This is a genomic window from Microbacterium azadirachtae (genome assembly GCF_000956545.1).
Classification (GTDB): domain Bacteria; phylum Actinomycetota; class Actinomycetes; order Actinomycetales; family Microbacteriaceae; genus Microbacterium; species Microbacterium azadirachtae.
Genome location: NZ_JYIT01000075.1, coordinates 58,099 through 84,006, shown reverse-complemented (window position 1 = coordinate 84,006; position 25,908 = coordinate 58,099). Strand labels below are relative to the sequence as shown.

General features: G+C 71.8%; 19 protein-coding genes and 1 pseudogene. 17 read left to right on the top strand and 3 right to left on the bottom strand.

The features are described from left to right. The first annotated feature begins 19 nt into the window (after positions 1-19). Together tsaE and RL72_RS09475 are read left to right on the top strand one after the other, a co-directional pair. Positions 20-451, top strand: coding sequence for a tRNA (adenosine(37)-N6)-threonylcarbamoyltransferase complex ATPase subunit type 1 TsaE (gene tsaE, locus RL72_RS09480; protein WP_175491286.1), 432 nt, complete (start codon positions 20-22; stop codon positions 449-451). 63 nt (positions 452-514) lie between these two features. Next, the gene (locus RL72_RS09475) at positions 515-1,381 is read left to right on the top strand and encodes a response regulator transcription factor (protein ID WP_045250605.1); all 867 of its coding nucleotides are present in this window, start codon (positions 515-517) and stop codon (positions 1,379-1,381) included. 342 nt (positions 1,382-1,723) lie between these two features. Here the strand turns inward: RL72_RS09475 and RL72_RS09470 are convergent, their stop codons facing one another. Continuing rightward, positions 1,724-2,902 (bottom strand): glycoside hydrolase family 18 protein, encoded by a 1,179-nt coding sequence (locus RL72_RS09470; protein ID WP_045250604.1) that lies wholly within the window; start codon positions 2,900-2,902, stop codon positions 1,724-1,726. A gap of 259 nt (positions 2,903-3,161) precedes the next feature. On the opposite strand from RL72_RS09470, the gene RL72_RS09465 reads away from it, so the two are divergent. From RL72_RS09465 to RL72_RS09435, 7 genes and pseudogenes are all read left to right on the top strand, one after another. Further along, on the top strand, positions 3,162-4,757 hold the full coding sequence (locus RL72_RS09465) for a sensor histidine kinase (protein WP_045250576.1): 1,596 nt from the start codon (positions 3,162-3,164) through the stop codon (positions 4,755-4,757). After that, entirely contained in the window at positions 4,754-5,902 is a 1,149-nt protein-coding gene (locus RL72_RS09460) for a hypothetical protein (RefSeq protein WP_052674305.1), read from the top strand. Before RL72_RS09465 ends, RL72_RS09460 begins: the two co-directional genes overlap by 4 nt. Positions 5,903-5,969: 67 nt before the next feature. Next, entirely contained in the window at positions 5,970-6,632 is a 663-nt protein-coding gene (gene tsaB, locus RL72_RS09455; protein ID WP_045250575.1) for a tRNA (adenosine(37)-N6)-threonylcarbamoyltransferase complex dimerization subunit type 1 TsaB, read from the top strand. A gap of 35 nt (positions 6,633-6,667) precedes the next feature. Next, positions 6,668-7,078: pseudogene (rimI, locus tag RL72_RS09450) on the top strand (ribosomal protein S18-alanine N-acetyltransferase); the annotation flags it as partial. Between the two features lie 157 nt (positions 7,079-7,235). Next, the gene (gene tsaD, locus RL72_RS09445) at positions 7,236-8,324 is read left to right on the top strand and encodes a tRNA (adenosine(37)-N6)-threonylcarbamoyltransferase complex transferase subunit TsaD (RefSeq protein WP_045250574.1); all 1,089 of its coding nucleotides are present in this window, start codon (positions 7,236-7,238) and stop codon (positions 8,322-8,324) included. After that, positions 8,321-8,761: a hypothetical protein gene (locus tag RL72_RS19180; RefSeq protein ID WP_156156762.1), complete on the top strand. Its 441-nt coding sequence runs from the start codon at positions 8,321-8,323 to the stop codon at positions 8,759-8,761. The genes tsaD and RL72_RS19180 overlap by 4 nt, the downstream gene beginning before the upstream one ends. A gap of 4 nt (positions 8,762-8,765) precedes the next feature. After that, positions 8,766-9,935, top strand: coding sequence for a hypothetical protein (locus RL72_RS09435; protein WP_045250573.1), 1,170 nt, complete (start codon positions 8,766-8,768; stop codon positions 9,933-9,935). A 28-nt stretch (positions 9,936-9,963) separates the two neighbouring features. Here RL72_RS09435 and RL72_RS09430 read toward each other — a convergent pair whose 3' ends face one another. Then, complete coding sequence (locus RL72_RS09430; RefSeq protein WP_045250572.1) at positions 9,964-11,169, bottom strand: class I SAM-dependent methyltransferase; 1,206 nt, start codon at positions 11,167-11,169, stop codon at positions 9,964-9,966. Between the two features lie 209 nt (positions 11,170-11,378). On the opposite strand from RL72_RS09430, the gene groES reads away from it, so the two are divergent. The 3 genes from groES (at position 11,379) to guaB (ending at position 14,356) form a co-directional block, all read left to right on the top strand. Next, on the top strand, positions 11,379-11,675 hold the full coding sequence (gene groES / locus RL72_RS09425) for a co-chaperone GroES (protein WP_045250571.1): 297 nt from the start codon (positions 11,379-11,381) through the stop codon (positions 11,673-11,675). A 119-nt stretch (positions 11,676-11,794) separates the two neighbouring features. Then, a complete protein-coding gene (gene rarD, locus RL72_RS09420) occupies positions 11,795-12,751 on the top strand; it encodes an EamA family transporter RarD (RefSeq protein WP_045250570.1) in 957 nt (318 codons plus the stop codon). A 102-nt stretch (positions 12,752-12,853) separates the two neighbouring features. Beyond that, positions 12,854-14,356, top strand: a complete 1,503-nt coding sequence (gene guaB, locus RL72_RS09415) for an IMP dehydrogenase (RefSeq protein WP_045250569.1) — start codon at positions 12,854-12,856, stop codon at positions 14,354-14,356. A 152-nt stretch (positions 14,357-14,508) separates the two neighbouring features. Here the strand turns inward: guaB and RL72_RS09410 are convergent, their stop codons facing one another. Beyond that, positions 14,509-15,993 (bottom strand): MFS transporter, encoded by a 1,485-nt coding sequence (locus tag RL72_RS09410; protein WP_052674303.1) that lies wholly within the window; start codon positions 15,991-15,993, stop codon positions 14,509-14,511. A gap of 98 nt (positions 15,994-16,091) precedes the next feature. Here RL72_RS09410 and RL72_RS09405 point away from each other — a divergent pair, with 98 nt between their 5' ends. From RL72_RS09405 to RL72_RS09385, 5 genes are all read left to right on the top strand, one after another. Next, the gene (locus RL72_RS09405) at positions 16,092-16,736 is read left to right on the top strand and encodes a TetR/AcrR family transcriptional regulator (RefSeq protein WP_045250568.1); all 645 of its coding nucleotides are present in this window, start codon (positions 16,092-16,094) and stop codon (positions 16,734-16,736) included. 88 nt (positions 16,737-16,824) lie between these two features. Next, positions 16,825-18,513, top strand: a complete 1,689-nt coding sequence (locus tag RL72_RS09400; protein ID WP_045250567.1) for an ABC-F family ATP-binding cassette domain-containing protein — start codon at positions 16,825-16,827, stop codon at positions 18,511-18,513. A 97-nt stretch (positions 18,514-18,610) separates the two neighbouring features. Beyond that, positions 18,611-19,732, top strand: a complete 1,122-nt coding sequence (locus RL72_RS09395; protein WP_045250566.1) for a GuaB3 family IMP dehydrogenase-related protein — start codon at positions 18,611-18,613, stop codon at positions 19,730-19,732. Positions 19,733-19,835: 103 nt separating this feature from the next. Next, positions 19,836-20,618 (top strand): SURF1 family cytochrome oxidase biogenesis protein, encoded by a 783-nt coding sequence (locus tag RL72_RS09390; protein ID WP_045250599.1) that lies wholly within the window; start codon positions 19,836-19,838, stop codon positions 20,616-20,618. A gap of 248 nt (positions 20,619-20,866) precedes the next feature. Continuing rightward, entirely contained in the window at positions 20,867-25,873 is a 5,007-nt protein-coding gene (locus RL72_RS09385; RefSeq protein ID WP_082072302.1) for an ExeM/NucH family extracellular endonuclease, read from the top strand. The last annotated feature ends 35 nt before the right edge of the window (positions 25,874-25,908 follow it).

The window sequence follows — 25,908 nt, the reverse complement described above, 5'->3', positions numbered from 1 at the left end:
GATCCGCACGGCGGAGGCGATGGAGGAGCTCGGACGACGGATCGGATCCGACCTCGTCGCGGGCGACGTCCTGATCCTCACCGGGCCCCTGGGCGCGGGCAAGACCACGTTCACCCGCGGGCTGGCCGCAGGGCTCGGCGTGCGAGGCCCCGTGCAGAGTCCCACCTTCGTGATCGCGCGCACGCATCCGTCCCTCATCGGCGGTGCGCCGCTCGTGCACATGGACGCGTACCGGCTCGGATCCGCGGCGGAGCTCGACGATCTCGACGTGGACGTGCCCGGATCCGTGGTGGTGGTGGAGTGGGGACGCGGCATGGCCGAGGAGCTCGCCGACAGCTGGTGGGACATCGAGCTGGAGCGCCCGATCGGGGCGACCTCCGACGACCTCGCCGCGGAGGACCTCGACGCCGACGCGCCCCGCATCGTCACGATCGCCCGCGCCGGCCGCTGAGCGAGATCGGCGTGCCACCGGCATGCCGATATGATGCTCACGACCGGAGCTGCAGGGAAGATCATGACCGAAGACGCCACGAAGACCGCCGTGATCATCGAGGACGATCCGGACGTCCGCTCCTTGCTGGACGAGGTCTTCCGCTCCGCCGGCTTCCGCACGGTGCTGGCGGGCACGGGGCTCGAGGGCGTCGCCGCGGTCGCCGCGAACCGGCCGGTCATCACCACGCTCGACATCAACCTGCCCGGCATCGACGGGTTCGAGGCCGCACGACGGATCCGGGCCGTCAGCGGCACGTTCATCATCATGCTCTCCGCCCTCGGCGAGGAGTCCGACGTGGTGCTCGGTCTCACCTCGGGCGCCGACGAGTATCTGGTGAAGCCGTTCCGTCCGCGTGAGCTCCGGGCGCGGATCGAGGCGCTGCTGCGCCGTCCCCGCAACCCGGAGCCGTCGCCCGCCACGACCGCCGGTGCGACCCCCGAGGCGAGCGACGCGGCGCCCGCGGCGCGCATCCCCTCCGGCGTCGCCCAGGGCGCAGCCGCGCGCAATCCCTCCGTCGCGGCCCATCCGCCGGCGGGCACCGCCGGACGATGGCACGCGCACCGCGACATCAGTCTCGACCTCGACACGCACACCGTGCTGGTGGCGCAGCAGGAGGTGGATCTGACGCCCACCGAGTTCGACCTGCTCGCCACGCTGCTCGAGTCCAAGCGGCGGGTGCGCAGCAAGTCCGACCTCGCGCTGGTGCTGCGCGGAGAGGCGTTCGGATCCGCGTCGTACGTCGGCGATCCCGACAAGCGCGCGATCGAGGCGCACATGGCGAACCTGCGTCGCAAGATCGGCGACAGCACCGCCGTGCCCCGCTACATCGAGACCGTGCGGGGCGTCGGCTACCGTCTCACCGCGCACGACGATGCCGTCGAGGGCTGACGGCCGAGGCTGACCGTCGAGCACCGATCGGACTTCCGGTGCCCTCGGGTGCTCGGAGGGGTGCCGGGTGAAGGTCCGGCACCCCCGTCGGCGACATCCCGAGCATCGCCGGTCCTGGCGCGGGCCCCCGCCCGCGCCTCCCCATGCGGCGCAGATCCCTCGTCCGCGCCCCCCGTCCGGGGCGTCGTCCCGAGACGCGCCCCCTGTGCGGTCCCGGGAGCCGGTCCCCTTCGGCTCCCGGGACCACGGCCGGATCGAGTCCCGTCGATTCCGGCGACCGCCTCCGGGCAGGGTCCCGGGGCGGGGCGGCGCCTCCCGAAGGCGCCTCCGCTCCGATCCCGGTTACGGGTCCGGGCTCGGAACGGGAGTCGGGGCCGGAGGCGCCGAGGAGACGGGCGGACTCGGGGTCCCCGAGTCCGCCGCGCCGTTTCCCCACCCGCGTCCCAGCACGTCTGCGAAAGCCTCATCCTGCTGCGGGATGCCGCTGCACGAGCCCGCGGCGGCATCGGCGGCCGGAGCGCCGACCGCGCAGGCACGGTCGCGGTTGGCCGACCACATCGACAGCCGGGCGAGACCGTGCTTCTGGGCGAACGCGTTCACGGTGGCCGCGTCGTCCAGCGCGAACACCGGCCCGTGCTCCGCCGTGCGTCCGATCGTCGGAGTGGCGCCCATGATCGTCCAGGCGTCGTCGGCGGGGAGCGACACGTTCAGATCGTCGTACAGGCGGCCGAGCTGGTCGTGCACGGCCGTGAGCGCCGTGACGGCGTCGGCGCCCGTCGATGCTCCATGCGCCGAGGCGTCGTCGCCTCCGATGAGCGCATTGACGCCGGAGAGCTCGACCCCCGCCTGGAGCATCTGACGGATGCTGCGCAGGCCGTCCGTGCTGAGCCCGCCGTGCCCCGCGGGGAGCGTGAGCCACACGGCGAGCCGGGCGCCCCGGGCGCGATGGTTCGCCTGCAGCTGTGCGACCGCCTGCGCGCGGCGCTCACCGGCCACGGGATCGTCGAGGCTGCGGGTGCCGAGGTCGAGGTCCATGGTCGTCACGGCGTAGCGGTCGAGCACCGCCGCGTAGGCGCCTGCGAGAGCGCCGACCGAGCCGCAGGATCCGGCCAGCTCGATGTTCCCGGCACCGCCGAACGAGACGGCCACGGGGCGACCGTGCTGTCGCATCCGTGAGATCCGGCCGTCCAGATCCAGGGCCTGCCCCGCCTCCGCGAGGGAGTACGCGCCGCCCCAGCTCGGCAGGCAGGCATCCTGCGACGCCGACGCCACGAACGCGAGCACGACGGCGTCCGCGGCGGTCGTGCTCGCCATAGCCGCCGTCCCGCCTCCCGCGGTGACGTCGACGTAGCCGCCGAACCAGCGCGGCCCGGCCGCGGCGGAGGATCCGGGCGTGTCCTGCAGCAGGAACCACGGCACCGCGACGATCCCGATGGCGACGGTCAGCGCCACGAGCAGGCCGGTCAGCACCGTCCAGCCCCGGCGGGGCCGGTCGGGGCGGGTGGAGGAAGGAGCGGTCATCGCGATTCTCCTTCGGCGGGTGGTGACGGATCCGATGCGGCACGGGAGTGAAAGGTGTGCCGGATCCGCGTTCGGGCCGCGGATCCGGCGACGGAGGGGGGTCCGTCTCGAGCGATGCTATGCGGCGCGATATCCCGGTTGAACCGCCTTCGGGCGTTCTTTGGATAACCTTGCGGAAGCGTTGAGCGGCCGGGTTCCGGTCCCGGTCCGCGTGGCGCATCCGGCGTCGGCGCGGCGCCGCGCAAGAGAGAGGATCGGCATGTCCCGCAGGGCGTCGATCTGGCGCTGGCAGCTCATCTTCGTCAGCACCACGGTGGCGATCGCGGTGCTCGTCGCGGCCCTCAAACCGACCGTCTTCGCCACGCCCCTGTTCACCGCGGGACTCCTGCTGTCCCTCGTCGCCACGATCGTCGTGCTCGTGCTGCCCTGGGACCGGATCCCTCCTGCCGGGATCCTGGCGGTGCCGATGGTCGACATCGTCGCGATCGGCCTCACCACGCAGGCCCCCGACATCCGGCTGGGGTTCCTGTGGGTGATCCCGATCACGTGGATCGCCACGTACTACTCGATGATCGCCGTGTTCGGCGGCATCGCGCTGATCACCGCCTTCCTGTTCACGATCGCGAACCAGACGGGGCTCTTCTCCGACGTCGTGCTGCGCGTGCTCATCACCGCCTTCGCGCTGGGCTTCCTGGGCACCACGATCCGGATCGGCGTGAAGCGTTCGCGCGCGTCCAGCAGGCTCCTGCGGCGGCGGTCCGAGCAGATCGACAGGATCGCCCGGCGCGCGGAGACGCATGAGCGCCGCGTCACCCAGATCATCGACGCGCTCGACACCGCGCTCGTGGCGCTCGGCGACGACGGCGTGATCCTGAAGATGAACGACGCGTATCGCCGGCTCTACGGCGTGGACGCCGACGGCATCGCCCTGCCGGCGCCCGCGGTCGAGTACGACGACCGCGAAGGAGAGCCCGTCCCGGTGCACCGCACCGTGCTCGCCCGCGCGAGCCGCGGTGAGCAGCTCGACGGGGAGCGGGTGTGGCTCTACGACGCGGACGGCGTGTGGCGGGCCCTCGAGGTGAGCACCCGGCCGATGGCGAGCGATGCCGACCAGGGCGCCGTGAACCTCGTCAGGATCGACGACGTGACGGCCGCGCTCGCGGCGGCCGAGGAGCGGCGGCTGATGTCCGCGATCCTCACGCACGAGCTGCGCAACCCGCTCACCGCGATCGTGGGGCACGTGGATCTGCTGCTGGAGCGCGACGATCTGCCCGCGCGCGCCGCCGACCAGCTCACCGTGGTCGCCGGCGCGGCCGAGCGCATGCAGGATCTGGTGACGACGGCCCTGGACGCCTCCCGCCCCGCACGCCGCGTGCTGTCGGAGCCCGTCGACCTGCACGCCCTCGTGCGGGCCTCGGTGTCCTCGTTCCTGCCGACGGCGACCGCGGGCCGGATCCGCGTCGACGTCACGGGCGCCTCCGCGCTGCTCATCTACGGGGACGCGTTCCGGCTGCGTCAGGTGATCGACAACCTCCTCAGCAACGCCGTCAAGTACACCGCCGCGGGAGGATCCATCGTGGTCTCGCTCGACGTCGCCGACGATGCGCTGGCCGAGCTGGTCGTCGCCGACACGGGATCCGGCATGGCTCCCGCCGATGTCGAGCGGCTCTTCGAGCCCTACTTCCGCGGCGAGCAGGCCGCGCATGGAGGCGTGCCGGGCACGGGGCTCGGACTGGTCACGGTGCGCGACATCGTGACGGCGCACGGCGGCACCGTCGACGTGCACAGCCGGCTCGGCGAGGGGACGCGCATGCGCGTGCGGCTGCCCCGGCGCCCAGAGAGGAACGACGCATGAACATCGCCACTGCTCCCATCGGGATCACCGTCAACACCTCGGCGACGCTGGTGGCGGTCGTCACGCTGTCCGCGGCGCTCGTGTTCGGGCTCGCGCTCATGCCGCGACCGAGCCGGGCCACGATCACGTGGTCGGTCGGCTTCGGCATCGCCATGCTCGCGACCTACGTGTGGGTCGCGGCGAACCAGTTCGACAGCGCGCCGCTGCGCGCGCTCTCCTCGGGGCTGATCGTGTGCTTCGAGCCGCTGCTGTGGCTCGGAATCCGCTTCTACGCCGGGCGCCGCGCGTTCTGGCCCGCCGCGGTCGCGTACATCGTGATCGGGCCGGCGCTGCTCACCGTCGCCTCCACCACGGACGCGTATCCGGTGGTCTTCCGCATCGTGTTCTCCGCGGGGGCCGTGTTCGCCGGCATGTCGGCGTGGGAGCTGTTCCGGCTGCGGGTCAGCGCACGCGACGTCGTGCTGCCGCTCGCCCTGGTCTCCTCGGCGTTCGTCGTGGTCGCCGTGTTCGGGGTCGCCGCCGGGATCGCCGGCGTCGGGGCCGCCCCGGGCGATCAGCTGCGCATGCTCCGCGACATCAACGGGGTCGGCATCATGCTCACCAGCCAGTGCGCGGCGATCACGATCGTGCTGCTGGCCCGGGGCGAGGCTCTGCTGCGCGGCGGCGGCAGGGGCGGTCAGGACGACCGCGCCGCCCTGGCGGGACGCCTCGCGCGTGCGCGGCAGCACCAGGATCCGGCGTGGTCGCTCCTGGACATCCGGCTGGACGATCCGGCCGACGTCCAGGAGGCCGTCGGCCCGGCGGCGTTCGCGAGCATCGTGCAGGCGTTCCATGAGCACGTGGTCGATGCCCTCCCTGTCGTGGCCGACGTGGAGCGGGCGGCGGACGGCCGCGCCCTGGCGCTGCTCCCCGGCTCCGACGACGAGGTGCGGCGGTATCTCAGGGCGCTCCTCGCCCGCGTGTCGACGATCGAGGACTCCGGGCCGCGCGCACCTCTTCGCGTGTCGGCGAGCATCGGGTGGGTCGGCGCGCGGGACGCCGACTACGATCTCGAGGCGCTGACGTCGGCCGCCGCCGAGGCCTCCGCCCTCGCGCAGACCCGCGGCGGGGACCGCTGGGAGCGGGCGGTCGTGCCCGTGCGCTGATCCAGCCGCGGTGCCCTCCGGACGAGGCCGACCGGGCCGTCGCGCACGCACGGACTACCCTGGAAGGGTGATTCTCGGCGTGGACACCTCCCTCGGCTCGGCCGTCGGCCTGACCGGCCGCGATGGTCGCACTGTCGCCGAGGTCTCCCAGACCGGGCACCTCGGGCATGCCGAGGCGATCGGCGCGCTGCTGGAGCAGGTGCTCGCCGCGGCGCCGTCCGCCGGCGCGGGCGCGGCGCCGACCGACGAGGCCGCCGCCGAGACCCTCACCCACGTCGCCGCGGGGATGGGACCCGGGCCGTTCACAGGGCTGCGGATCGGGATCGCCGCGGCCCGCGCCTTCGCGCTCGGCCGCGGCGTGCCCGTGATCGCGGTGCCCAGCCATCACGCGGCCGCGCTCGCCGTCATCGAGTCGGACGCCCCCGCCGAGCCCTTCGCGATCCTCACCGACGCGCGCCGCCGCGAGACCGCCGTGACGGTCTACGAGGGCATCGACGTCGACGGCATCCCGCACGCCGTCGTCGACACGGTGCTCGTGCCGCAGGCCGAGGTGGACCGCCGGCTCGGGGCGCTGCGCCGCATCGAGGTGACCGAGATCTCCGGCGCCGCCCTCGCACGTGTGGCGCGTCGGGCGGTGGCCGCCGGTCGCACGCTGACCGGATCCGAGCCGCTGTACCTGCGCCCGCCGGACGCCCGCGTGCCCGCGGCGCCGAAGAAGGTCGGGTCGTGATCCGCCCGGCGACTCCCGGCGACCTCGACGCGATCATGCTCATCGAGCGGCGCTCGTTCCCGACCGATGCGTGGAGCGCGGAGATGATGGCCGCGGAGCTCGCCAGCCCGCACGGGCGCTATCTGGTCGATGCGGAGTCCGCGGGCGAGAGCGAGCTCGTCGTCGGATACGGCGGAGTGCGCGCCCTGCGCGGATCCGCGGACGCCGACATCCAGACCATCGCGCTCGACGCGGCCCACCGCGGATCCGGCCGGGGGAGGGCCCTGCTGCGCGCGCTGCTCGCGGAGGCGGCGGAGCGCGGGGCGCGCGAGGTGTTCCTCGAGGTCCGCGCCGACAACCCCGTGGCCGAGCGGCTCTACGTCTCCGAGGGGTTCGTCGAGATCGGCCGCCGTGCGGGCTATTACCAGCCCGATGACGTGGACGCGATCGTGATGCGGCTGGAGCTCCGCGGCCGTGACGCGGCCGTTCTCCGGGTGGGTTCGCCCGATCGGGCACAATCGGAGGGAGACGGCGCAGAGACGCTGAACCGGCCCGAGAACGGGAACACCGAGAACGGCAACACTGAGAACGGCAACGCCGAGAACGGGAACGAGGAGGGATCCGATGTCTGAACCCCTCGTGCTCGGGATCGAGACGAGCTGCGACGAGACCGGGATCGGCATCGTGCGCGGACGCACTCTGCTGTCCAACACGATCGCCTCGAGCATGGATGAGCACGCCCGTTACGGCGGTGTGGTGCCGGAGGTCGCCGCGCGCGCCCACCTGGAGGAGATGCAGCCCGCGATCGAGCGGGCCCTCGCCGAGGCGCAGGTGCGGCTGGAGGATCTCGACGCGGTCGCCGTGACCAGCGGCCCGGGGCTCGCGGGCGCGCTGATGGTCGGCATCGGGGCGGCCAAGGGCCTCGCGGTCTCGCTCGGCAAGCCGCTGTACGCCGTCAACCACCTGGTCGGTCACATCGCCGCCGACATCCTGACGCCCGATTCGGTGCCGCTGGAATACCCGACGATCGCCCTTCTCGTGTCGGGCGGACACACGTCGCTGCTGCACGTGCGCGATCTCACGACCGACGTGGAGCTGCTCGGGGAGACCGTCGACGACGCGGCCGGAGAGGCCTTCGACAAGGTCGCCCGCATCCTCGGGCTGCCCTACCCGGGCGGACCCGAGATCGACCGCGCAGCGGTGGGCGGCGATCCGGCGGCGATCCGGTTCCCGCGTGGGCTCTCCCGCGCCTCGGATCTGGAGAAGCACCGCTACGACTTCTCCTTCTCGGGCCTGAAGACGGCGGTCGCGCGCTGGATCGAGCGCGAGCAGGCAGCGGGCAACCCCATTCCGGTCGCCGACGTCGCGGCGAGCTTCCGCGAGGCGGTCGTCGACGTGCTGGTGACCAAGGCGCTCGCCGCGTGCATCGATCGAGGGGTGCCGCGGCTGCTGCTCGGCGGAGGCGTGATCGCCAACCGCCGCCTGCGCGAGGTCGCACTCGCCCGCGCGGCCGAGGCCGGCGTCACCGTGCGCATCCCGCCGCTGTCGCTGTGCACCGACAACGGGGCGATGATCGCCGGGCTCGCGGCCGAGCTGATCGCCTCGGGGCGGCAGCCGTCCACGCTCGCCTTCGGAGCGGATTCGACGCTGCCGGTGACCGAGATCCAGGTGGCGGAGCGCGACGCGGTCGCGGCGGGGACCGGGGTCGGATGATGACGGAGACGGGCGGGAAGGATCCGGATCGGTACACCCGGCTGCCGACCGCGCCCGTCCCTGCGGTCGTGGAGAGCGGACCCCTCCTGGACGCCCCCGCGCCCGATCCTGTGGAGCTCGAGCGCGACGGCGAGACGGTGCACGAGGAGCACTGGCACCCCACCGACGGGACCGAGCTCCCGGCGCACCCCGCGTCCGAGCCGAGGCTGGCGCCATGGGCGCTGCTGTCGGCGATCGTGGCGCTGTTCGCGTCGCTGTTCGTGGGCTGGGGGATCCCCGTCGCGATCGTGTCGGTGGCGGCGGCGATCATGTCGCTGCGCCGCCCGGGGGAGAGCCGCAGCATGTCGGTCTGGGCTCTCGCGCTCGGAATCCTCGCCACCCTCTACAGCGCGGGCTGGCTGCTCTGGGCCGCGTACCGGTTCGGCTGGCTCGGATAGCCGCATGACGGATCCGGCCCGCGAGGACGAGCGCCGCGAACTCGAGCGTCGTGCGTTCGCACGGGACGGGTCCGGTCTGAGCGAGGTCGAGGCCGCGCGCCTGTCCGAGCTGCGGCGGTCGGCGCTGCCGTCTCCGGCCCCCGAGCGCGCGGCAGAGGCCCCGGGCGCCGAGCATGACGCGGTCGCCGCCCTTCCCGAGCCGGAACGGCAGGACGCGGAACTGCCGTCCGCGGTGCCGCCGGCTCCGGAGTCGGAGGGAGACGGCGGACGGCCGGTCCTCTCCCGGTTCCGCGCCCGGTTCGCCACGGTTCGCGGGACGCGCCCGCGCGTCCTCGTCGGCACCGCTGCGGCGCTGCTCCTCATCGGTCTGCTGATCGGATGGGGTATCCCGCGTCCGCCGGTCGGCGGGCTCGCGCTGAGGGACGGCGAGGGTGCCCGCCGGGACGCCGTGCTCGCCGCCAACGACGAATTCGACCCCGGATCCCTCCTGCTGCTGGCACGCCAGGGCGACGCCCTGCTGTGGACGGCGACGAGCGCGCGCGGCGAGGTGCGCTGCCTGATCATCGATGTCGCGCCCCCGCCTGCGCCGAGGCCGATGGAGAGCGACTGCCGGCCGGCGAACGCACTGCAGAGCCAGCCGCTGCAGGCGATCTCGGCGCCGACGAACGTGTCCGCGGACCGCTCCCGCGCGCTGGTGACCTATGCCGGGTACGTCCTCATCTCGGCGAACGGCGTGCCGATCGGAGCGCTGCAGAGGATGGAGTACTTCACGCAGAGCGACCGCGGCCTCACGGACGCCGAGGGGCTGGCCGCAGAGCGGATCCGCAGGGAGCAGGGCTTCGCGCACGTGGCCCTCGCGGCCCGCTGGCGAGGGCTGATCGTGTGGATGGGCTACACGACGCAGAACGAGCAGTGCCTGGTCGTCGAGGACCCTGCGCTGCGCAGCAGCTGTGCCGATCCGACCGCGGCGCCGCTCGGCCTGGATCCGCAGTCCGGCGACGACGAGCCGATGCTGAGCCTCGATCTGCGCGCTTCCGGAGACCGCCCCCGCGCCCGGATCGAGATGTGGAACCCGGTTTCATCGGCGGGGTACATCGTGATCACGGAACAGGCCTCCGGCCTGTTCCCTCAGCGCGCGCCCAGCCCGCCTGCGCCGGACGAGATGGGCGGATAGCGTCGTCCTCGGCCCGCCGGCAGGGTGATCAGACGCGGTCGGCGAGGATCGCGTGACGCTTGTCGCCGATGCGCACCAGGATGAGGGTCGCCTCCCCAGAGCCGCGCAGGTTCAGCTTCTTGCGGAACGCCGCCGGATCCACATCGACGCCGCGCTTCTTGATCTCGAGTCGCCCGATGCCGGCCTTCTTCAGCGAGGCGGCGATGGTCTTCGGATTCACCGGCAGCACCTCGCGGACGCGGAACGACGACGCGAAGGGGCTCTCCGCCGGCGCATCGGAGGTGAGATAGGCGATGTGCGGATCCAGCATGCCGGCGTCGATGCCGCGGGCCAGGTCGCCGATGAGGCGGGCGCGGATCACCGCTCCGTCGGGCTCGTGCACGTAGGCGCCGAGCGGGCGCACGTCGGCGTCCTCGGCGTCGGCGGCCGCCGTCAGCTCGAACGCGCGATCGCCCCGGATCACGAGCGCGGCCCGGCGCACGTCCTCGCGGGCCAGCCTGCCCGACCACAGCACGAGCTCGACGACGTCGCCGTCGGCGCTGACCCACTGCGCCTCGACGTCCGCGGGGATCGCCTCGCGGTCGTGCGCCGGGCCGAGCTTGATGCCGGTCGGAACACGGCCGGCGAGCGCGAACGCCCAGTCCAGCGAGGGGGAGTAGTCGTCCGCCGAGACGCGGCGGGTCTCGGAGTGGCCCGCGGTGCGCCGGGCCGGATCCAGCCACACCGCCTCGGTCCCCGCCCCTGTGTCCATCCCCTCCGGCGCGTGGTCCTGCGCGAGCCCGTGCCGCACCTCGGCGTCGGATCCGAACGGGGCGAGGTTGTAGGCGGCGAGAGCGGCGGTGACCTCGTCGGCGTCGACCGCGGTCACCGTGAGCCCGGCGCCGGCGAACGCGAGCGCGTCCCCGCCGATACCGCAGCCGAGATCCGAGACGCGGGTCACGCCGGCAGCGCGCATGCGGCCCGCGTGCCGGGCGGCGACGCCGAGCCGGGTGGCCTGCTCCAGGCCGGCGCGGGTGAACAGCATCCGCTGCGCGAACTCGCCGAACTTCGCCGCCGCCTTGGTGCGCAGGCGGGCCTGCCCCACCACGGCGCTCACGAACTCGGGGGAGTGCCCCTCCGCCCGCAGCCGCAGCACCGCGCTCGCCGCGGCGTCGGTGGACGCGACCTCGCCGAGCCCGTCGACCGCCCGCAGAGCCTCGGGCGTCAGCAGGGTTCGCAGTTCGCTCATGTCCACACGGTCCAGGCTATCGACGTCGCGGCCCCGCGGCGGTCGGATCCGGAGCGGATGGATCCCGCCCTCCCTGGCTGCGGGACCACGGCCGGTCGGAGGACATCGACTGGCACTCTGATTGCATGAGTGCCAGCGTTGCGCCTAGACTGGCGTTAGCACTCTCGGGTTGAGGGTGCTAACGAAGTCTTGAACCGTCAAGAAAGAGGTAGACCGTGTCGGTTTCCATCAAGCCGCTCGAGGACCGCATCGTCATCAAGCAGGTCGAGGCCGAGCAGACCACCGCGAGTGGCCTGGTCATCCCCGACACCGCGAAGGAGAAGCCCCAGGAGGGCGAGGTCGTGGCCGTGGGCCCCGGCCGCATCGACGACAACGGCAACCGCGTGCCGCTCGACGTCAACGTCGGCGACCGCGTGCTCTACAGCAAGTACGGCGGCACCGAGGTGAAGTTCGGCGTCGAGGAGTACCTCGTGCTCTCGGCGCGCGACGTGCTCGCCGTCGTGGTGCGCTGAGCTCGCACTGACGTCTCGAAGGCCCGGATGCCCCTGCGCATCCGGGCCTTCGTCGTCCCCGGCGATCCGGATCCGTTCGAACGCGGAGGCGGTGGCAGGACGGGCAATAGGGTTGACCGGTGACCACGACCCGCAGCACCCAGACCGCCGGCGTCGCCTTCGCGATCGGCGCCTACCTGCTCTGGGGCGTGCTGCCGCTCTACTTCCTGCTGCTCGCCCCCACCGGACCCTGGGAGCTCGTGGCGTGGCGGGTCGCCCTGTCCCTCGTGTTCTGCGTGATCCTGCTCGCCGTCACCCGAGGATGGAAGCCGCTGCTCGCCGTCGTCCGCCAACCGCGGCTTTTGGCCCTCACCGCGCTCGCCGGCGTGCTGATCTACATCAACTGGCAGGTGTTCGTCCTCGCGACGCTGAACGGCGAGATCGTCGAGACGAGCCTCGGATACTTCATCAACCCGATCGGCACCATGCTGCTGGGCGTCTTCGTGTTGAAGGAGAGGCTGCGCCGGCTGCAGTGGGTGGCGATCGGCATCGCCACGGTCGCCGTGCTCGTGATCGTGTTCGCGCATGGCACGTTCCCCTGGATCGCGCTCTCGCTCACCGCCTCCTTCGGGATCTACGGGCTGGTCAAGAAGAAGATCGGGCCGTCCGTCGACGCGCTCAGCGGCCTCACTCTGGAGTCGTTCTGGCTGCTGCCCGTCGCGGTCGTGCAGCTGATCGCCGTGGGCCTCACCACCGGCATCACGATGGGGCAGCACGGTCCGCTGCACGCGGGTCTGCTCGCCTTCGCGGGCGTCGCCACCGCTGTGCCGCTGCTGCTGTTCGCGGCGGGCACGCGCCGGATCGGGCTGACCGTGATCGGGATGATCCAGTTCATCACCCCGATCATGCAGTTCCTCGTCGGCGTGCTCGTGATGCACGAGCCGATGCCGATCGAGAGGTGGATCGGGTTCGCGATCGTCTGGGTGGCGATCGCCGTGTTCCTCATCGACCTCGGCCTTGCGGCCCGGCGGCTGCGGTCCGGTCGCGGGTCGGCCGACGAGACGCACCCGGGGACCGATTCGATCCCTGTGCCCTGACGCGCGAGCACGGCGCCCGACGGCGCCGTTCCTGGGAATACCGCCTCTCCCGCGGCGTTTAGAATCGATACACGCGCGCGAGAAAGAGGAGCCCCGCAACCCATGGAGCAGCACGACCCGTTCGGTTTTGTCGGATTGACCTATGATGACGTCCTGCTCCTTCCGGGGCATACGGACGTGATCCCGAGCGAGGCGGACACGTCGTCCCGCGTGACGCGCCGCATCTCGGTCGCCACGCCCCTGCTCTCCAGTGCCATGGACACCGTCACCGAGGCGCGCATGGCCATCGCCATGGCGCGCGAGGGCGGCCTGGGCATCCTGCACCGCAACCTCTCGATCGCCGATCAGGCCGCGCAGGTCGACCGCGTCAAGCGCAGCGAGTCGGGCATGATCACGGATCCGATCACCACGACCCCCGAGGCGACGATCGCCGAGGTCGACGCGATGTGCGCCAAGTACCGCATCTCCGGCCTGCCCGTGGTCGACCCCGACGGACGCCTGGTGGGCATCGTCACGAACCGCGACATGCGCTTCATCTCCGGATCCGCCAAGCAGACCACGCTCGCGCGCGACGTGATGACCAGCGAGGGCCTCGTGACCGCCCCGGTGGGGGTTCCGGCCGAGAAGGTCATCGAGCTGTTCGCCAAGCACCGCGTCGAGAAGCTGCCGCTCATCGATGAGGACGGCAAGCTCGCGGGCCTCATCACCATCAAGGACTTCGACAAGAGCGAGAAGTACCCCCTCGCCACCAAGGACGAGCAGGGTCGCCTGCGCGTGGGCGCGGCGATCGGCTTCTTCGGCGACGCCTGGGAGCGCGCCGAGGCGCTGCGCGACAAGGGCGTGGACGTGCTCGTCGTCGACACCGCCAACGGCCAGTCGCAGGGCGTGATCGACCTCGTCAAGCGGCTCAAGGCGGATCCCTCCTTCGACCACATCGACGTCATCGGCGGCAACGTCGCGACCCGCGAGGGTGCGCAGGCGCTCGTCGACGCGGGCGTCGACGCCGTCAAGGTGGGCGTCGGCCCCGGCTCGATCTGCACCACTCGCATCGTCGCCGGTGTCGGCGTTCCGCAGGTGACGGCCGTGTACGAGGCCTCCCTCGCCGCGCGTCCCGCCGGCATCCCGGTGATCGCCGACGGCGGTCTGCAGTACTCCGGTGACATCGCCAAGGCGCTCGTCGCCGGCGCCGACGCCGTGATGCTCGGATCCCTGCTCGCGGGCACCGAGGAGTCGCCGGGGGAGATCGTCTTCCAGGGCGGCAAGCAGTTCAAGCTGTATCGCGGCATGGGCTCGCTCGGCGCGATGCAGACCCGCGGCAAGCAGACCTCCTACTCGAAGGACCGCTACTTCCAGGCCGACGTGCCCAGCGACGACAAGCTGATCCCCGAGGGCATCGAGGGCCAGGTGCCCTACCGTGGACCGCTCTCCGCGGTCGCGTACCAGCTGGTCGGCGGGCTGCGCCAGTCGATGTTCTACGTCGGCGCGCGCACGATCGAGGAGCTGAAGAACCGCGGCAAGTTCGTGCGCATCACGGCGGCGGGCCTCAAGGAGTCGCACCCGCACGACGTGCAGATCGTGGTCGAGGCGCCCAACTACAAGCGCTGACCGACGACGCGGAAGGCCTCGGATCCCGTTCGGGTCCGAGGCCTTCGTCGTCGCCGGGATCCCCGACTGCTCGCTGGACGCCGTCTGCGGGTTTGCGGTGTCCGAGGCCGCAATCCGCGACCAGCGAGCCGGGGGACCCGGGGGACCAGCTCTCAGGCTGAGACGGGCTCGGGAGCTGCGGTCGTCGCACCGGCGACGGGCTCGCCGTCCGTGTGCCCGCCGGTGCCGGCCGGCAGCCGCAGGGCGATGAGGGTGGCGACGAGAAGCACCGCGGCGCCGGTGAACACGGCCGGGCGCGCGGCGTCGACGTAGTGGTCGGGCAGCAGCTGCCCGCCGGCGCCCACGAAGACCGCGGTCATCACGGCCGTGCCGAGGGCCACGCCGAGCTCGCGCAGGGTGGAGTTCACCCCGGACGCCTTGGCGTGGTCGACGAGGCCGAGGGTGGCCAGCAGCGCGGTCGCGGACGGGGCGAACACGAGCCCCATGCCGACGCCGGCGAGGATGAACGGCGTCACCAGGGCCGCATATGGCACGTCGACGGAGAGGAGCGCGGCGAGCCACCCCAGGGCCACGCCCTGCAGGAGCAGGCCGCCGACGAGCAGCACGCGGGTGCCCACGCGCGGGGCGACGATGCCCGCGATCGGGGCCACGACCATCGGGGCGAGCGTCCACGGCATGGTCTGCACGGCGGCTTCGAGCGGCGTCGCGCCCTTCACCACCTGCAGGAACTGGATCAGGATGAACACGGATCCGAAGGTCCCGAAGCTGAAGGCGAAGCCGACGACGTTGGTGATCGAGAACGACCGGTCGCGGAAGAGCCGCAGCGGCATCAGCGGCGCCGAGGAGCGCCACTGCCAGAGCAGGAACACGATCACGAGGACGCCGCCGAGGGCGAGCTCGGCGATCACGCCGACCGAGTCCCAGCCGTCGTCGTTGCCGCGGACGATGGCGTGGACGAGCGCCAGCACTCCGGCGGCCGCGAGCACGGCGCCGGGCACGTCGATGCGCATGCGGGCGCCGAAGTCGTTCGCGAGCACCAGCACGGCGAGCGGGATCGCGATCACGGCGACCGGCACGTTGATCCAGAAGATCGCCTGCCAGTTCCAGCCCTCCATGATCGCGCCGCCGATGAGCGGGCCCACTGCGACCCCGAGTCCGGAGACGCCGCCCCAGATGCCGATCGCGAGGGGGCGCCGGGCCGCGGGCACGGCGCCGGTGAGTAGAGCGAGCGAGAGCGGCATGACGGCGGCCGCGCCGAGACCCTGCACCGCCCGCGCGGCGATGAGCTGCCCCGGATCCGCGCTGAGCGCCGCCAGCAGGGATCCGGCGCCGAACAGGGCGATGCCGAGCACGAACACGGTGCGGCGGCCGAACCGGTCGCCGAGCGCGGAGGCCACGAGGATCGCGCCGGCGAACGCGAGTGTGTACGCGTTCACGAACCACTGCAGCTGCTCGATCGTGGCGCCCATCTCGCGGTGCAGCACGGGCAGGGCGTTGGTCATGACCAGGTTGTCGAGCGTGGCCATGAACATGGGGAGCGACGCGGCGGCGATGACGAGCGCCACCGGGCGGGGACGGCGAGGCCGCAGGGCGGATCGCTCGCGACGCGCGGTCGTGAGCGACGAGGACTCGGTCATGGAGGACTCCCGGTTGTAATTGGATGATTACCAGCGCTGGCATCAATGTAGTAATCGCATGATTACAAAGTCAAGTCATTCGCTGATAACCTTTCAGCATGACTTCCGCCGCGACCGCCGCCCCCGATTCGACCGAGGAGCCGGGCCGCCGCCTGTCCTCGGACGAGCGGCGCGCGCAGATCATCCTCGCCGCGCTCACGGTGTTCGGCTCGCGCGGCTACGAAGGCGCCACGACCGACCAGGTCGCCCGCGCCGCCGGGGTCAGCCAGCCCTACGTCGTACGCCTCTTCGGCACCAAGGAGAACCTGTTCCTCGCGACCATCGAGTTCGCGGTCGAGCGGCTGCTCGCCGTGTTCCGTGCGGCGCTCGCGGCGTCGGACGAGGGGGGAGAGCGCCCGGTCGGCAAGCGGATCGGCGAGGCCTACGTCGATCTGATCGAGGTACGCGGCCTGCATCAGACCCTCGCGCACGCATACCTGCTCGGAAGCAACCCGGCCATCGGCGCCGCCGCACGTCAGGGGTTCGCGCGGGTGTGGCGCTTCCTGCGCGACGAGATGGGGCTCGACGCCGAAGGGGCGCGCTCGTTCCTCGCGGAGGGCATGCTGATCAGCACCATGATCGGCCTGCGGATCGTGGACGATTACGGATCCGATCCGCAGATCACCGAGCTGTTCCGGGCGTGCTTCCCGAACAAGCTGCCGCACGTGCTCGAGGTCCTTCCGCGCAGCGAGCACCGGCTGTAGGGGCGCCGCCGCCCGCGCCGGCTCCGGCGCCTGATAGCCTGGTCGGCTCGCCATTGCGCACCTGCTCGCGGGCGGAAGGACCACCACCGTGGGATACATCGATGTCGCCGGCGTCTCGCTGACCCTGCCCGACGGCCGCCCCCTGCTCGACGAGGCCTCGTTCCGCGTGGGTGCCGGATCCACGAGCGCCCTGATCGGACCGAACGGCGCGGGCAAGTCCACGATCCTGCGGATCATCCGCGGGGATCAGGCGCCGGATGCCGGCGTCGTCACGATCGACGGATCCCTCGGCGTCATGGATCAGTTCGTCGGACACGGCCGCGAGGGACAGACGGTGCACGACCTTCTCGTCGCGGTGGCGCCCGCGCGGATCAGGGCGGCGGCCGAGGCGCTCGAGGCCGCGGAGAACGCTCTGATCGAGGACGACACCGAGCCCCGGCAGATGCGCTACGCGACCGCGATCGCGGAGTACGCCGACGCCGGCGGGTACGAGCACGAGACCGTGTGGGACCAGTGCACGACCGCCGCCCTGGGCGTCCCGTTCGAGCGGGCGCGGTTCCGCGACCTCGCGACCCTGTCCGGCGGCGAGCAGAAGCGCCTCGCGCTCGAGGCGCTGCTGCGCGGCCCCGACGACGTGCTGCTGCTCGACGAGCCGGACAACTACCTCGACGTGCCGGGCAAGCGATGGCTCGAGGAGCGGCTGCGCGAGACGCCCAAGACGGTGCTGCTCGTGTCGCACGACCGCGAGCTGCTCGCGAGGGCGGCCGATCGCATCGTCACGCTCGAGCCGGGCGGCGCGGGCGCGACCGCGTGGGTGCACGGCGGCGGGTTCGGCACCTACCATCAGGCGCGGACCGATCGGATGGACCGGCTCGACGAACTGCGCCGGCGCTGGGACGAGCAGCACGAGAAGCTGAGGACCCTGGTCGCGAACCTCAAGGTCAAGGCGGCGGCGAACGACGGCTTCGCCTCGCGGTACCAGGCGGCGCAGACCCGGCTGCGCAAGTTCGAGGAGGCCGGTCCTCCCGAGGAGCGCCCGCCCGCGCAGGACTTCGACATGCGGCTGCGCGGCGCGCGCACCGGCAAACGCGCCATCGTGTGCACCGGACTCGAGCTGACCGGCCTCATGCGGCCCTTCGATGCCGAGCTGTGGTTCGGCGACCGCGTGGCCGTGCTCGGCTCGAACGGATCCGGCAAGTCCCACTTCCTGCGGCTGCTGGCGCGCGGGGGCAGCGATCCCGATCCGGCCCTCGGGCACCTCACCGGCGCGGGGGAGCGGCTCGACGAGGTCGCCCATACCGGCACCGCGGTGCTTGGCGCCCGCGTCGTGCCCGGCCTCTTCGCCCAGACCCATGCGCACCCCGAGTTCGCCGGACGCACGCTGCTCGAGATCCTGCACCGTGGCGACGACCGCCGGGCGGGCATGCCCCGCGACGCGGCCAGCTCGGCCCTGGACCGCTACGGACTGGTGCGTCAGGCGCAGCAGGAGTTCGCGCAGCTCTCCGGCGGTCAGCAGGCGCGGTTCCAGGTGCTGCTGCTCGAGCTCTCCGGCGCGACGCTGCTCCTGCTCGACGAGCCCACCGACAACCTCGACCTGGAGTCGGCGGAGGCGCTGGAGGAGGCCATCGCCCGGTTCGAGGGCACGGTCGTCGCGGTCACGCACGACCGCTGGTTCGCGCGCTCGTTCGACCGGTTCCTCGTGTTCGGCGAGGACGGCGAGGTCTACGAGGCGGACGCCCCGGTGTGGGACGAGCGCCGGGTCGCGCGTGCCCGCTGAGCGGCCCGGCGTCCGGCTCTCCCCTCGTGCGTCGCCGCGGTGGAGGCGGGATCCACACCCGCGGAGGGCGCAGAGGCAACCCGGGTAGTCTGAGGGGGTGACTCAGGAGATCGAGCTCGGCCGAGGCAAGCGCGCGCGCCGCGCATACACGTTCGACGACATCGCGGTGGTGCCCTCGCGGCGCACCCGCAACCCGGAGGACGTGTCCACCGCGTGGACGATCGATGCGTTCCCGTTCGAGATCCCCGTGCTCGGGGCGCCGATGGACTCGGTGATCAGCCCCCGCACGGCGATCATGCTGGGTCAGCTCGGCGGACTGGGCGTGCTGGATCTCGAGGGCCTGTGGACCCGGTACGAGGATCCCGAGCCGCTGCTCGCCGAGATCGCGGGCCTCGATGAAGGCACCGCGACCACGCGCATGCAGGAGCTCTACGCGGAGCCGATCAAGCCCGAGCTGATCAAGACGCGCCTGGCCGAGATCCGGGAGGCCGGCGTCACGGTCGCGGGGTCGCTCACCCCGCAGCGCACCCAGGAGCTGTACCAGACCGTCGTCGAGGCGGGCGTCGACCTGTTCGTCATCCGCGGCACGACCGTCTCGGCCGAGCACGTGTCGAGCGTCGCCGAGCCGCTGAACCTGAAGAAGTTCATCTACGACCTCGACGTCCCCGTGATCGTCGGCGGCGCCGCCACCTACACCGCGGCCCTGCACCTCATGCGCACGGGCGCGGCGGGCGTGCTCGTCGGCTTCGGCGGCGGGGCGGCCTCCACCACGCGCGCCACCCTGGGCATCCACGCCCCGATGGCCACGGCCGTCTCCGACGTGGCCGCCGCGCGCCGCGACTACCTCGACGAGTCCGGCGGCCGGTACGTGCACGTCATCGCCGACGGCGGCGTGGGCACCTCCGGCGACATCGTCAAGGCGCTCGCCATGGGCGCCGACGCCGTCATGCTCGGGGTCGCCCTCGCGCGCGCCACGGATGCCCCCGGACAGGGCTTCCACTGGGGCCCCGAGGCGCACCACCCGAAGCTGCCGCGCGGTCGTCGCGTGGCCGTCGGCGGCGTCGCGACGCTCGAGGAGATCCTGTACGGCCCCGCCCCCGTGGCGGACGGCACGGCGAACCTGATCGGGGCGCTGCGCAAGTCGATGGCCACGACCGGATACTCCGACCTCAAGGAGTTCCAGCGCGTCGAGGTCGTGCTGTCCCCGTACGAGTCCTGAACTCGCGCTGTCGTTGAGCCGCTCCGTGTCGTCCACGCCCTCCGCCCCTTCGCCCGCACCCCGATCGCCGGAGACGGAGTTCCCGCCGACCCTGCGCGAGGTCATGCTGCGCGGTCGCTGGATCGGCATGCTGCTGCTGTGTCTCGTGGTGGCCGGAGTGTTCGCCTGGCTCGGGCAGTGGCAGCTCGGCCGCGCGATCGACACCAGCCCCCCGCCGCCCGGCGCCACCGAGAAGGTGCTGCCGCTCGACCAGGTGGTCAAGCCGGGGGAGTACCTGGACGCCGCCCTCGTGGGGCAGCGGACCCAGGCCAGCGGATCCTGGATCCCCGGAGACTTCCTCATCGTCTCCTCGCGGTTCAACGACGGGGCTGAGGGCTACTGGGTCACCGGTCAGCTCCGCATTTCGGGCACGGCGAAGCCCACCTCGCTCGCGGTCGCGGTCGGCTGGGCCGCGGACGAGGCTGCCGCGAAGGCCGCGGTGCAGCGCCTCGAGAAGACCGCGGACGGATCCGTCGTCACCGTGAAGGGGCGGCTGATCTCCGACGAGGGGCCCGTCGCCCCGCCGAAGGACCAGCCCACCCGCATGGACCGGATGTCGCCGGCGGCACTGCTCGGCTTCTGGCACGACACCGCGGGCCTCGACGTCTATCGTCCTTTCCTGGCCTCGACGGCCGCGCTCGGCGGTCTCGACGCCATCTCCTCGCCGGCGCCGGAGGAGCACTCCTCGGTGAACTGGCTGAACATCTTCTACGCGGTGGAGTGGGCGATCTTCGCCGGGTTCGCGTTCTACCTCTGGTACCGCCTGGCGAAGGACGCCTGGGAGCGCGAGGTCGAGGAGTTCGAGGAGCGGCGATCCGTCGCGGATCCGGATCCCGGAGCACTCTGACTCGGTCGCGGGCGGGCCTCGGCCGCCGTCGCTCTTTCGAGCATCGGAGCCGCATCTCCTGCACCTTCGCGCGCCGCCGGGTGAAGATCCGTTGTCCTGACAGTGAACTCCTTTCAGCCCTTCCTTAAGGTCCTTGAAGCCCGTGCATAGCCTCGCCTAGGGTCGGGACGTATGCGCCGTCCCCCAGACGGCGCCGTCGGCGGTCCCGCGGGGAAGCCGGCGTTCCACTTCCCGAGGAGACAGCACCGATGACGTCCGTCCCCACCGGCGAGAACCACGCGGTTCCCGTCGCGAATCGCAGAAGGCGAGCGCGTCTGTGCGCACTCGCCGTGACCACCGTCAGCGCCGTGGGCTTCGGCAGCCTGGTGGCGCTTCCGGCCTTCGCCAACACGTCCGGGACGGGGGTGGTGATCAACGAGGCGTACCTCTCCGGCGGGAGCGCGGGCGCGGCGTTCAAGAACAAGTTCGTCGAGCTGTACAACCCGACCGACGCGGCGATCTCGCTCGACGGCACCTCGGTGCAGTACCGGTCCGCGACCGGCACCACGAACTTCAGCGGGGTCGTCCCGCTCGCCGGATCCATCCCCGCCCACGGCTACTACCTGGTCCAGGGCGGCAGCAACGGCTCGAACGGCGCGGCGCTTCCCGCCCCCGATGCGACCGGCGGCCTGAACCCGAGCGGAACCACCGGCACGATCGCGCTCGTCAACAGCGCGTCCGCGGTCGCGCTGCCGACCGGATCCCTCGTGGGCAACCCCGATGTGATCGACCTGATCGGCTACGGCACGTCCAACACCTTCGAGGGCGCCGTCGCCGGTGCTCCCTCGGGCAACACCGACGTGCGATCGCTGAACCGCACGCAGGGCGCTGACACCGACGCGAACAACGCCGACTTCTCCCTCTCGGCGACGATCACGCCGACCAACACCAAGAACAACGCGACGGATCCCGACCCCGAGCCGACGCCGACGCCGACCCCCACGCCGACGGACACCCCCGCGCCGGGCGAGACCAAGAGCATCGCCGAGGTGCAGGGCACGACCGACAGCTCTCCGTTCGTCGGACAGACCGTCACCGTGCAGGGCATCGTCACCGGCGACTACCGCACCGGCGGCTACAAGGGCGTCTCGATCCAGACCCAGGGCACGGGCGGCGACGTCAAGACCGCGGGCGCTTCGGACGGCATCTTCGTGTACCTGAACGCGCTGGCGCCCTCGGTCGCACGCGGCGACCTCGTCTCGGTCACCGGCACGGTCTCGGAGTACTTCGGCCAGACCCAGATCAACCCGGCGACCCTCGGGGACATCTCCGTGGTGACGGCGGGGGCGGGGCTCCCGCAGCCCGTCGCGCTGCCGGACTCGGTGCGCGGCGCCGATCGCGAAGCGTACGAGAACATGCTCGTCGCGCCGAGCGGCACCTACAAGCTCGCCTCCAGCCACCAGCTGTACAACTACGGCACGCTCTGGCTCAACGCGGGCGACGCGCTCAACGTCAAGGCGACCGAGACCGTGCGTCCGGGTGCCGAGGCGGACGCGATCACCGCGGCCAACCGGGCGAACCGGATCCTGCTCGACGACGGCTGGTCGTCCCAGATCGGCAAGGGCGGCCACACCGGCGGGCAGCCGTACTTCACGAAGGACACCGTCGTCCGCAACGGCGACACCGTGCACTTCCCCACGGAGGGCGAGGTGCTCCAGTACGGCTTCGACGACTGGCGCCTGCAGCCGGTGGTGCCCATCAACGGCACCAGCGACGCCGCGCACAAGCCCACGTTCGGCTCCGAGAACCCGCGCACGGACGCCCCGCCCGCTGTGGGCGGCGACGTGAAGGTGGCGTCGTTCAACGTCTACAACTTCTTCACGACGCTCTCCAGCGAGAACGCCGACGCGCGTGGCGCGAAGACGGCGGCGCAGTTCCAGATCCAGCGCTCGAAGATCGTCTCGGCGATCAACGGACTGGGCGCCGACGTGGTCGGTCTCATGGAGGTCGAGAACGGGCCGAAGTTCGGACTCCCGCTCGACGCGCCGCTGCAGAACCTCGTGCAGGGGCTGAACGACGCAGCCGGATCCGACGTGTGGGACTACGTCCGCACGCCGCAGGCGCTCAACGACACGTCGATCACCGATGTGATCACGACCGCGATCATCTACAAGAAGGCGTCCGTCACCCTCAAGGGCGACGCGTCGACCGTCGTGGACGAGACGGTGTTCGGCAACGCCCGTGAGCCCATCGCGCAGACGTTCCAGACCGCGCAGGGCCGCGTGCTCTCGGTGATCACGACGCATCTGAAGTCGAAGTCCCCGCCCCAGAACGCGGGGCCCGAGCCGGCCGACGGCCAGGGCTTCTTCAACGCCGACCGCGTCGCGCAGGCGAAGGCCGAGCTCGCGTTCGCGCAGAAGGTGCAGAAGAGCTCCGGCAGCGATGACGTCTTCCTCGTGGGCGACTTCAACGCGTACGGCAAGGAGGACCCGATCGACGTCTTCGCCCAGGCCGGGTGGACCGACGTGGAGCCGACCTTCGCGCACGGGCAGTACACGTACTCGTTCGACGGCGAGCTCGGATCCCTGGATCACGTGATCGCATCGCCGTCCGCGGCGAAGGCGATCACCGGTGCCGGCGTCTGGAACATCAACTCGCCGGAGTGGAGCGACCGCGGCTACGCGTTCGCCGCCACCGAGTCGGGTACGCCGTACCGCTCCAGCGACCACGACCCGATCGTGGTGGGGCTCAAGGGCGCCGCGGATCCGATCGACATCAACATCGCGACGATCAACGACTTCCACGGACGCATCGAGGCCGACGGCGCCGCCGCCGGCGCCGCGGTGGTGGCCGGGGCGGTCGAGCAGTTCCGCGCGCAGAACCCGAACACGATCTTCGCCGCGGCGGGCGATCTCATCGGGGCCTCGACGTTCACGTCGTTCATCCAGCAGGACAACCCGACGATCGACGCGCTGAACGCGGCCGGTCTCGACGTGAGCGCCGCGGGCAACCACGAGTTCGACCAGGGCTACGCCGACCTCCGCGACCGGGTCATCCCGCGCGCGGACTGGACGTACCTCAGCTCGAACGTGTTCCTGACCGCCGACGGCAAGCCGGCCCTCACCCCCGCATGGGTGAAGGACGTACAGGGCGTCAAGGTGGGGTTCATCGGCGCGGTGACCGAGGATCTGCCGACCCTCGTCTCGCCCGACGGCATGAAGGGTCTCGAGGTGCGCGACATCGCCACGTCGGTGAACAAGGTCGCCGCCGAGCTCAAGGACGGCGACGCCTCCAACGGCGAGGCGGACGTGATCATCCTGCTCGTGCACGAGGGGGCGACCACGACCGACGTCGCGAGCATCACGCCCGAGTCGCGGCTGGGTGAGATCGTCAACGGCGTCGACAAGAGCGTGAACGCGATCGTCTCGGCGCACACGCACCTCGCGTACAACCACGTGATCGACGGTCGTCCGGTGGTCTCCGCCGGTCAGTACGGCGAGAACATGGGACTGATGGATCTGAAGGTCGACCCGGCCACGAAGAAGCTGCTCTCGATCACCAACGAGATCAAGCCGCTCACCGTGAACAAGGTCCCGCAGTACCCGGCGGATCCCGCGGTGCAGGCGATCGTGGACGCGGCCAAGAAGAAGGCCGATGAGCTCGGCTCGGTCAAGCTCGGCGACATCACGGCCGACTTCAACCGCGCACGGCAGAGCGACGGCAAGACGGAGAACCGCGGTGGCGAGTCCACCCTGGGCAACTTCGTGGCCGACGTGCAGAAGTGGTCGACCGGCGCCGACTTCGCGGTGATGAACCCGGGCGGTCTGCGGGCCAACCTCACCTACGCGTCCAGCGGCGCGGGGGATGCGGACGGCAGCGTCAGCTACCGCGAGGCGGCGACGGTGCAGCCGTTCGCCAACACCCTGATGACCGTGAAGCTCACGGGCGCCCAGGTGAAGCAGGTGCTCGAGCAGCAGTGGCAGCCCGCCGGCTCGGCGCGGCCGTTCCTGAAGCTCGGCGTCTCGAAGGAGCTGGCGTACACCTACGACCCGGCCGCCGCCGCGGGCTCGCACATCACGGGCATCACGGTCAACGGCGCGCCGATCGACCCGGCGGCGGTCTACACGGTGGGAGCCAACGCCTTCCTCGCCGCGGGCGGCGACGCGTTCACCGCATTCCAGCAGGGCACCGACAAGAAGGACACCGGCAAGGTGGACCTGCAGTCGATGGTCGACTGGTTCGCGGCGAACAAGACGGCGGCGCCCGATCTCGCGCAGCGCGCGGTCGGCGCGGTGCTCAGCGCTCCGGCGGACGCCGCCGGCTACAAGGCCGGGGAGAGCGTCACGCTGAAGCTCAGCTCGCTCGCGTTCAGCGCGGGGGAGAAGGCTCCGGGCGACGTCACCGTCTCGCTGGGGGGCACTGCGCTCGCCACGTCGACGGTCGATGCGGCGGTCACCGTCGACGCCTTCGACGAGGCCGGCACGGCGACCCTGACGTTCCCGATCCCCGAGGGGGTGACCGGGGCGCAGGCTCTGCAGGTCGACGTCGCGGTCACCGGTACGTCGCTCCGGCTGCCGATCACCGTCGCCGGATCCGACACCGGATCCTTCAACGGCACGATCTCGGTCGGTGCGGCCAAGGTCCTCGCCGGCGAGAAGCTGGCGCTGACGGGCACCGCGTTCGAGCCGGGCGAGACGCTGACGCTCCAGCTGCGCGAACAGGGCAAGAAGGGCACGGTCATCGACCTCGGCACGGTCAAGGTCGGCGGCGACGGATCGTTCGCCACCGCGCCTGTGGTGCCGCGTTCCGTCAAGGGCGGCGACTACCTCGTCGCCGCGACGCAGGCGGACGGGGACGAGGCGACCGCCGCCGTCACCGTGGTTCGCGGCAAGGGCCAGCTCAAGGTCGGCGCTTCCTCGGTCACCGCGGGCGGCAGCGTCACGATCTCCGCATCGGGCCTGTACGAGAACGAGAAGGTGGCGCTCGAGCTCCACTCCACCCCGGTCTCGCTCGGCTCGGTGACGGCGGCCGCGGACGGGTCCTTCACGGCCACGGTCACGATCCCCGCCGGCACCGCCGCGGGACAGCACCACGTGGTGGCGATCCTGTCGGACGGCGCCCAGATCTCCGTCGAGATCACGGTCGTCGCCGCCGCATCAGGGGGAGGCCTCGCGCTGACCGGTGCGGACTCGGGCTCGTTCCTGCTCCTCGCCCTGGTGCTGCTGGCACTCGGGCTGGGGCTCGTCGTCGCCCGTCGTCGCCTGCGCGTGGAGTGACCCTCTCGCGCTGACCTGCGGAGGCCGTCGGGGTT

What these genes read in the sequence shown, in the direction of transcription:
- guaB (WP_045250569.1), top strand. Translation starts at nt 12,854, where the DNA reads ATGGAGCAGCACGACCCGTTCGGTTTTGTCGGATTGACCTATGATGAC.
- RL72_RS09470 (WP_045250604.1), bottom strand. Translation starts at nt 2,902, where the DNA reads ATGACCGCTCCTTCCTCCACCCGCCCCGACCGGCCCCGCCGGGGCTGG.
- RL72_RS19180 (WP_156156762.1), top strand. Translation starts at nt 8,321, where the DNA reads ATGATGACGGAGACGGGCGGGAAGGATCCGGATCGGTACACCCGGCTG.
- RL72_RS09405 (WP_045250568.1), top strand. Translation starts at nt 16,092, where the DNA reads ATGACTTCCGCCGCGACCGCCGCCCCCGATTCGACCGAGGAGCCGGGC.
- RL72_RS09475 (WP_045250605.1), top strand. Translation starts at nt 515, where the DNA reads ATGACCGAAGACGCCACGAAGACCGCCGTGATCATCGAGGACGATCCG.
- RL72_RS09460 (WP_052674305.1), top strand. Translation starts at nt 4,754, where the DNA reads ATGAACATCGCCACTGCTCCCATCGGGATCACCGTCAACACCTCGGCG.
- RL72_RS09390 (WP_045250599.1), top strand. Translation starts at nt 19,836, where the DNA reads ATGCTGCGCGGTCGCTGGATCGGCATGCTGCTGCTGTGTCTCGTGGTG.
- tsaE (WP_175491286.1), top strand. Translation starts at nt 20, where the DNA reads ATGGAGGAGCTCGGACGACGGATCGGATCCGACCTCGTCGCGGGCGAC.
- RL72_RS09410 (WP_052674303.1), bottom strand. Translation starts at nt 15,993, where the DNA reads ATGACCGAGTCCTCGTCGCTCACGACCGCGCGTCGCGAGCGATCCGCC.
- tsaD (WP_045250574.1), top strand. Translation starts at nt 7,236, where the DNA reads ATGTCTGAACCCCTCGTGCTCGGGATCGAGACGAGCTGCGACGAGACC.
- RL72_RS09385 (WP_082072302.1), top strand. Translation starts at nt 20,867, where the DNA reads ATGACGTCCGTCCCCACCGGCGAGAACCACGCGGTTCCCGTCGCGAAT.
- RL72_RS09435 (WP_045250573.1), top strand. Translation starts at nt 8,766, where the DNA reads ATGACGGATCCGGCCCGCGAGGACGAGCGCCGCGAACTCGAGCGTCGT.
- RL72_RS09465 (WP_045250576.1), top strand. Translation starts at nt 3,162, where the DNA reads ATGTCCCGCAGGGCGTCGATCTGGCGCTGGCAGCTCATCTTCGTCAGC.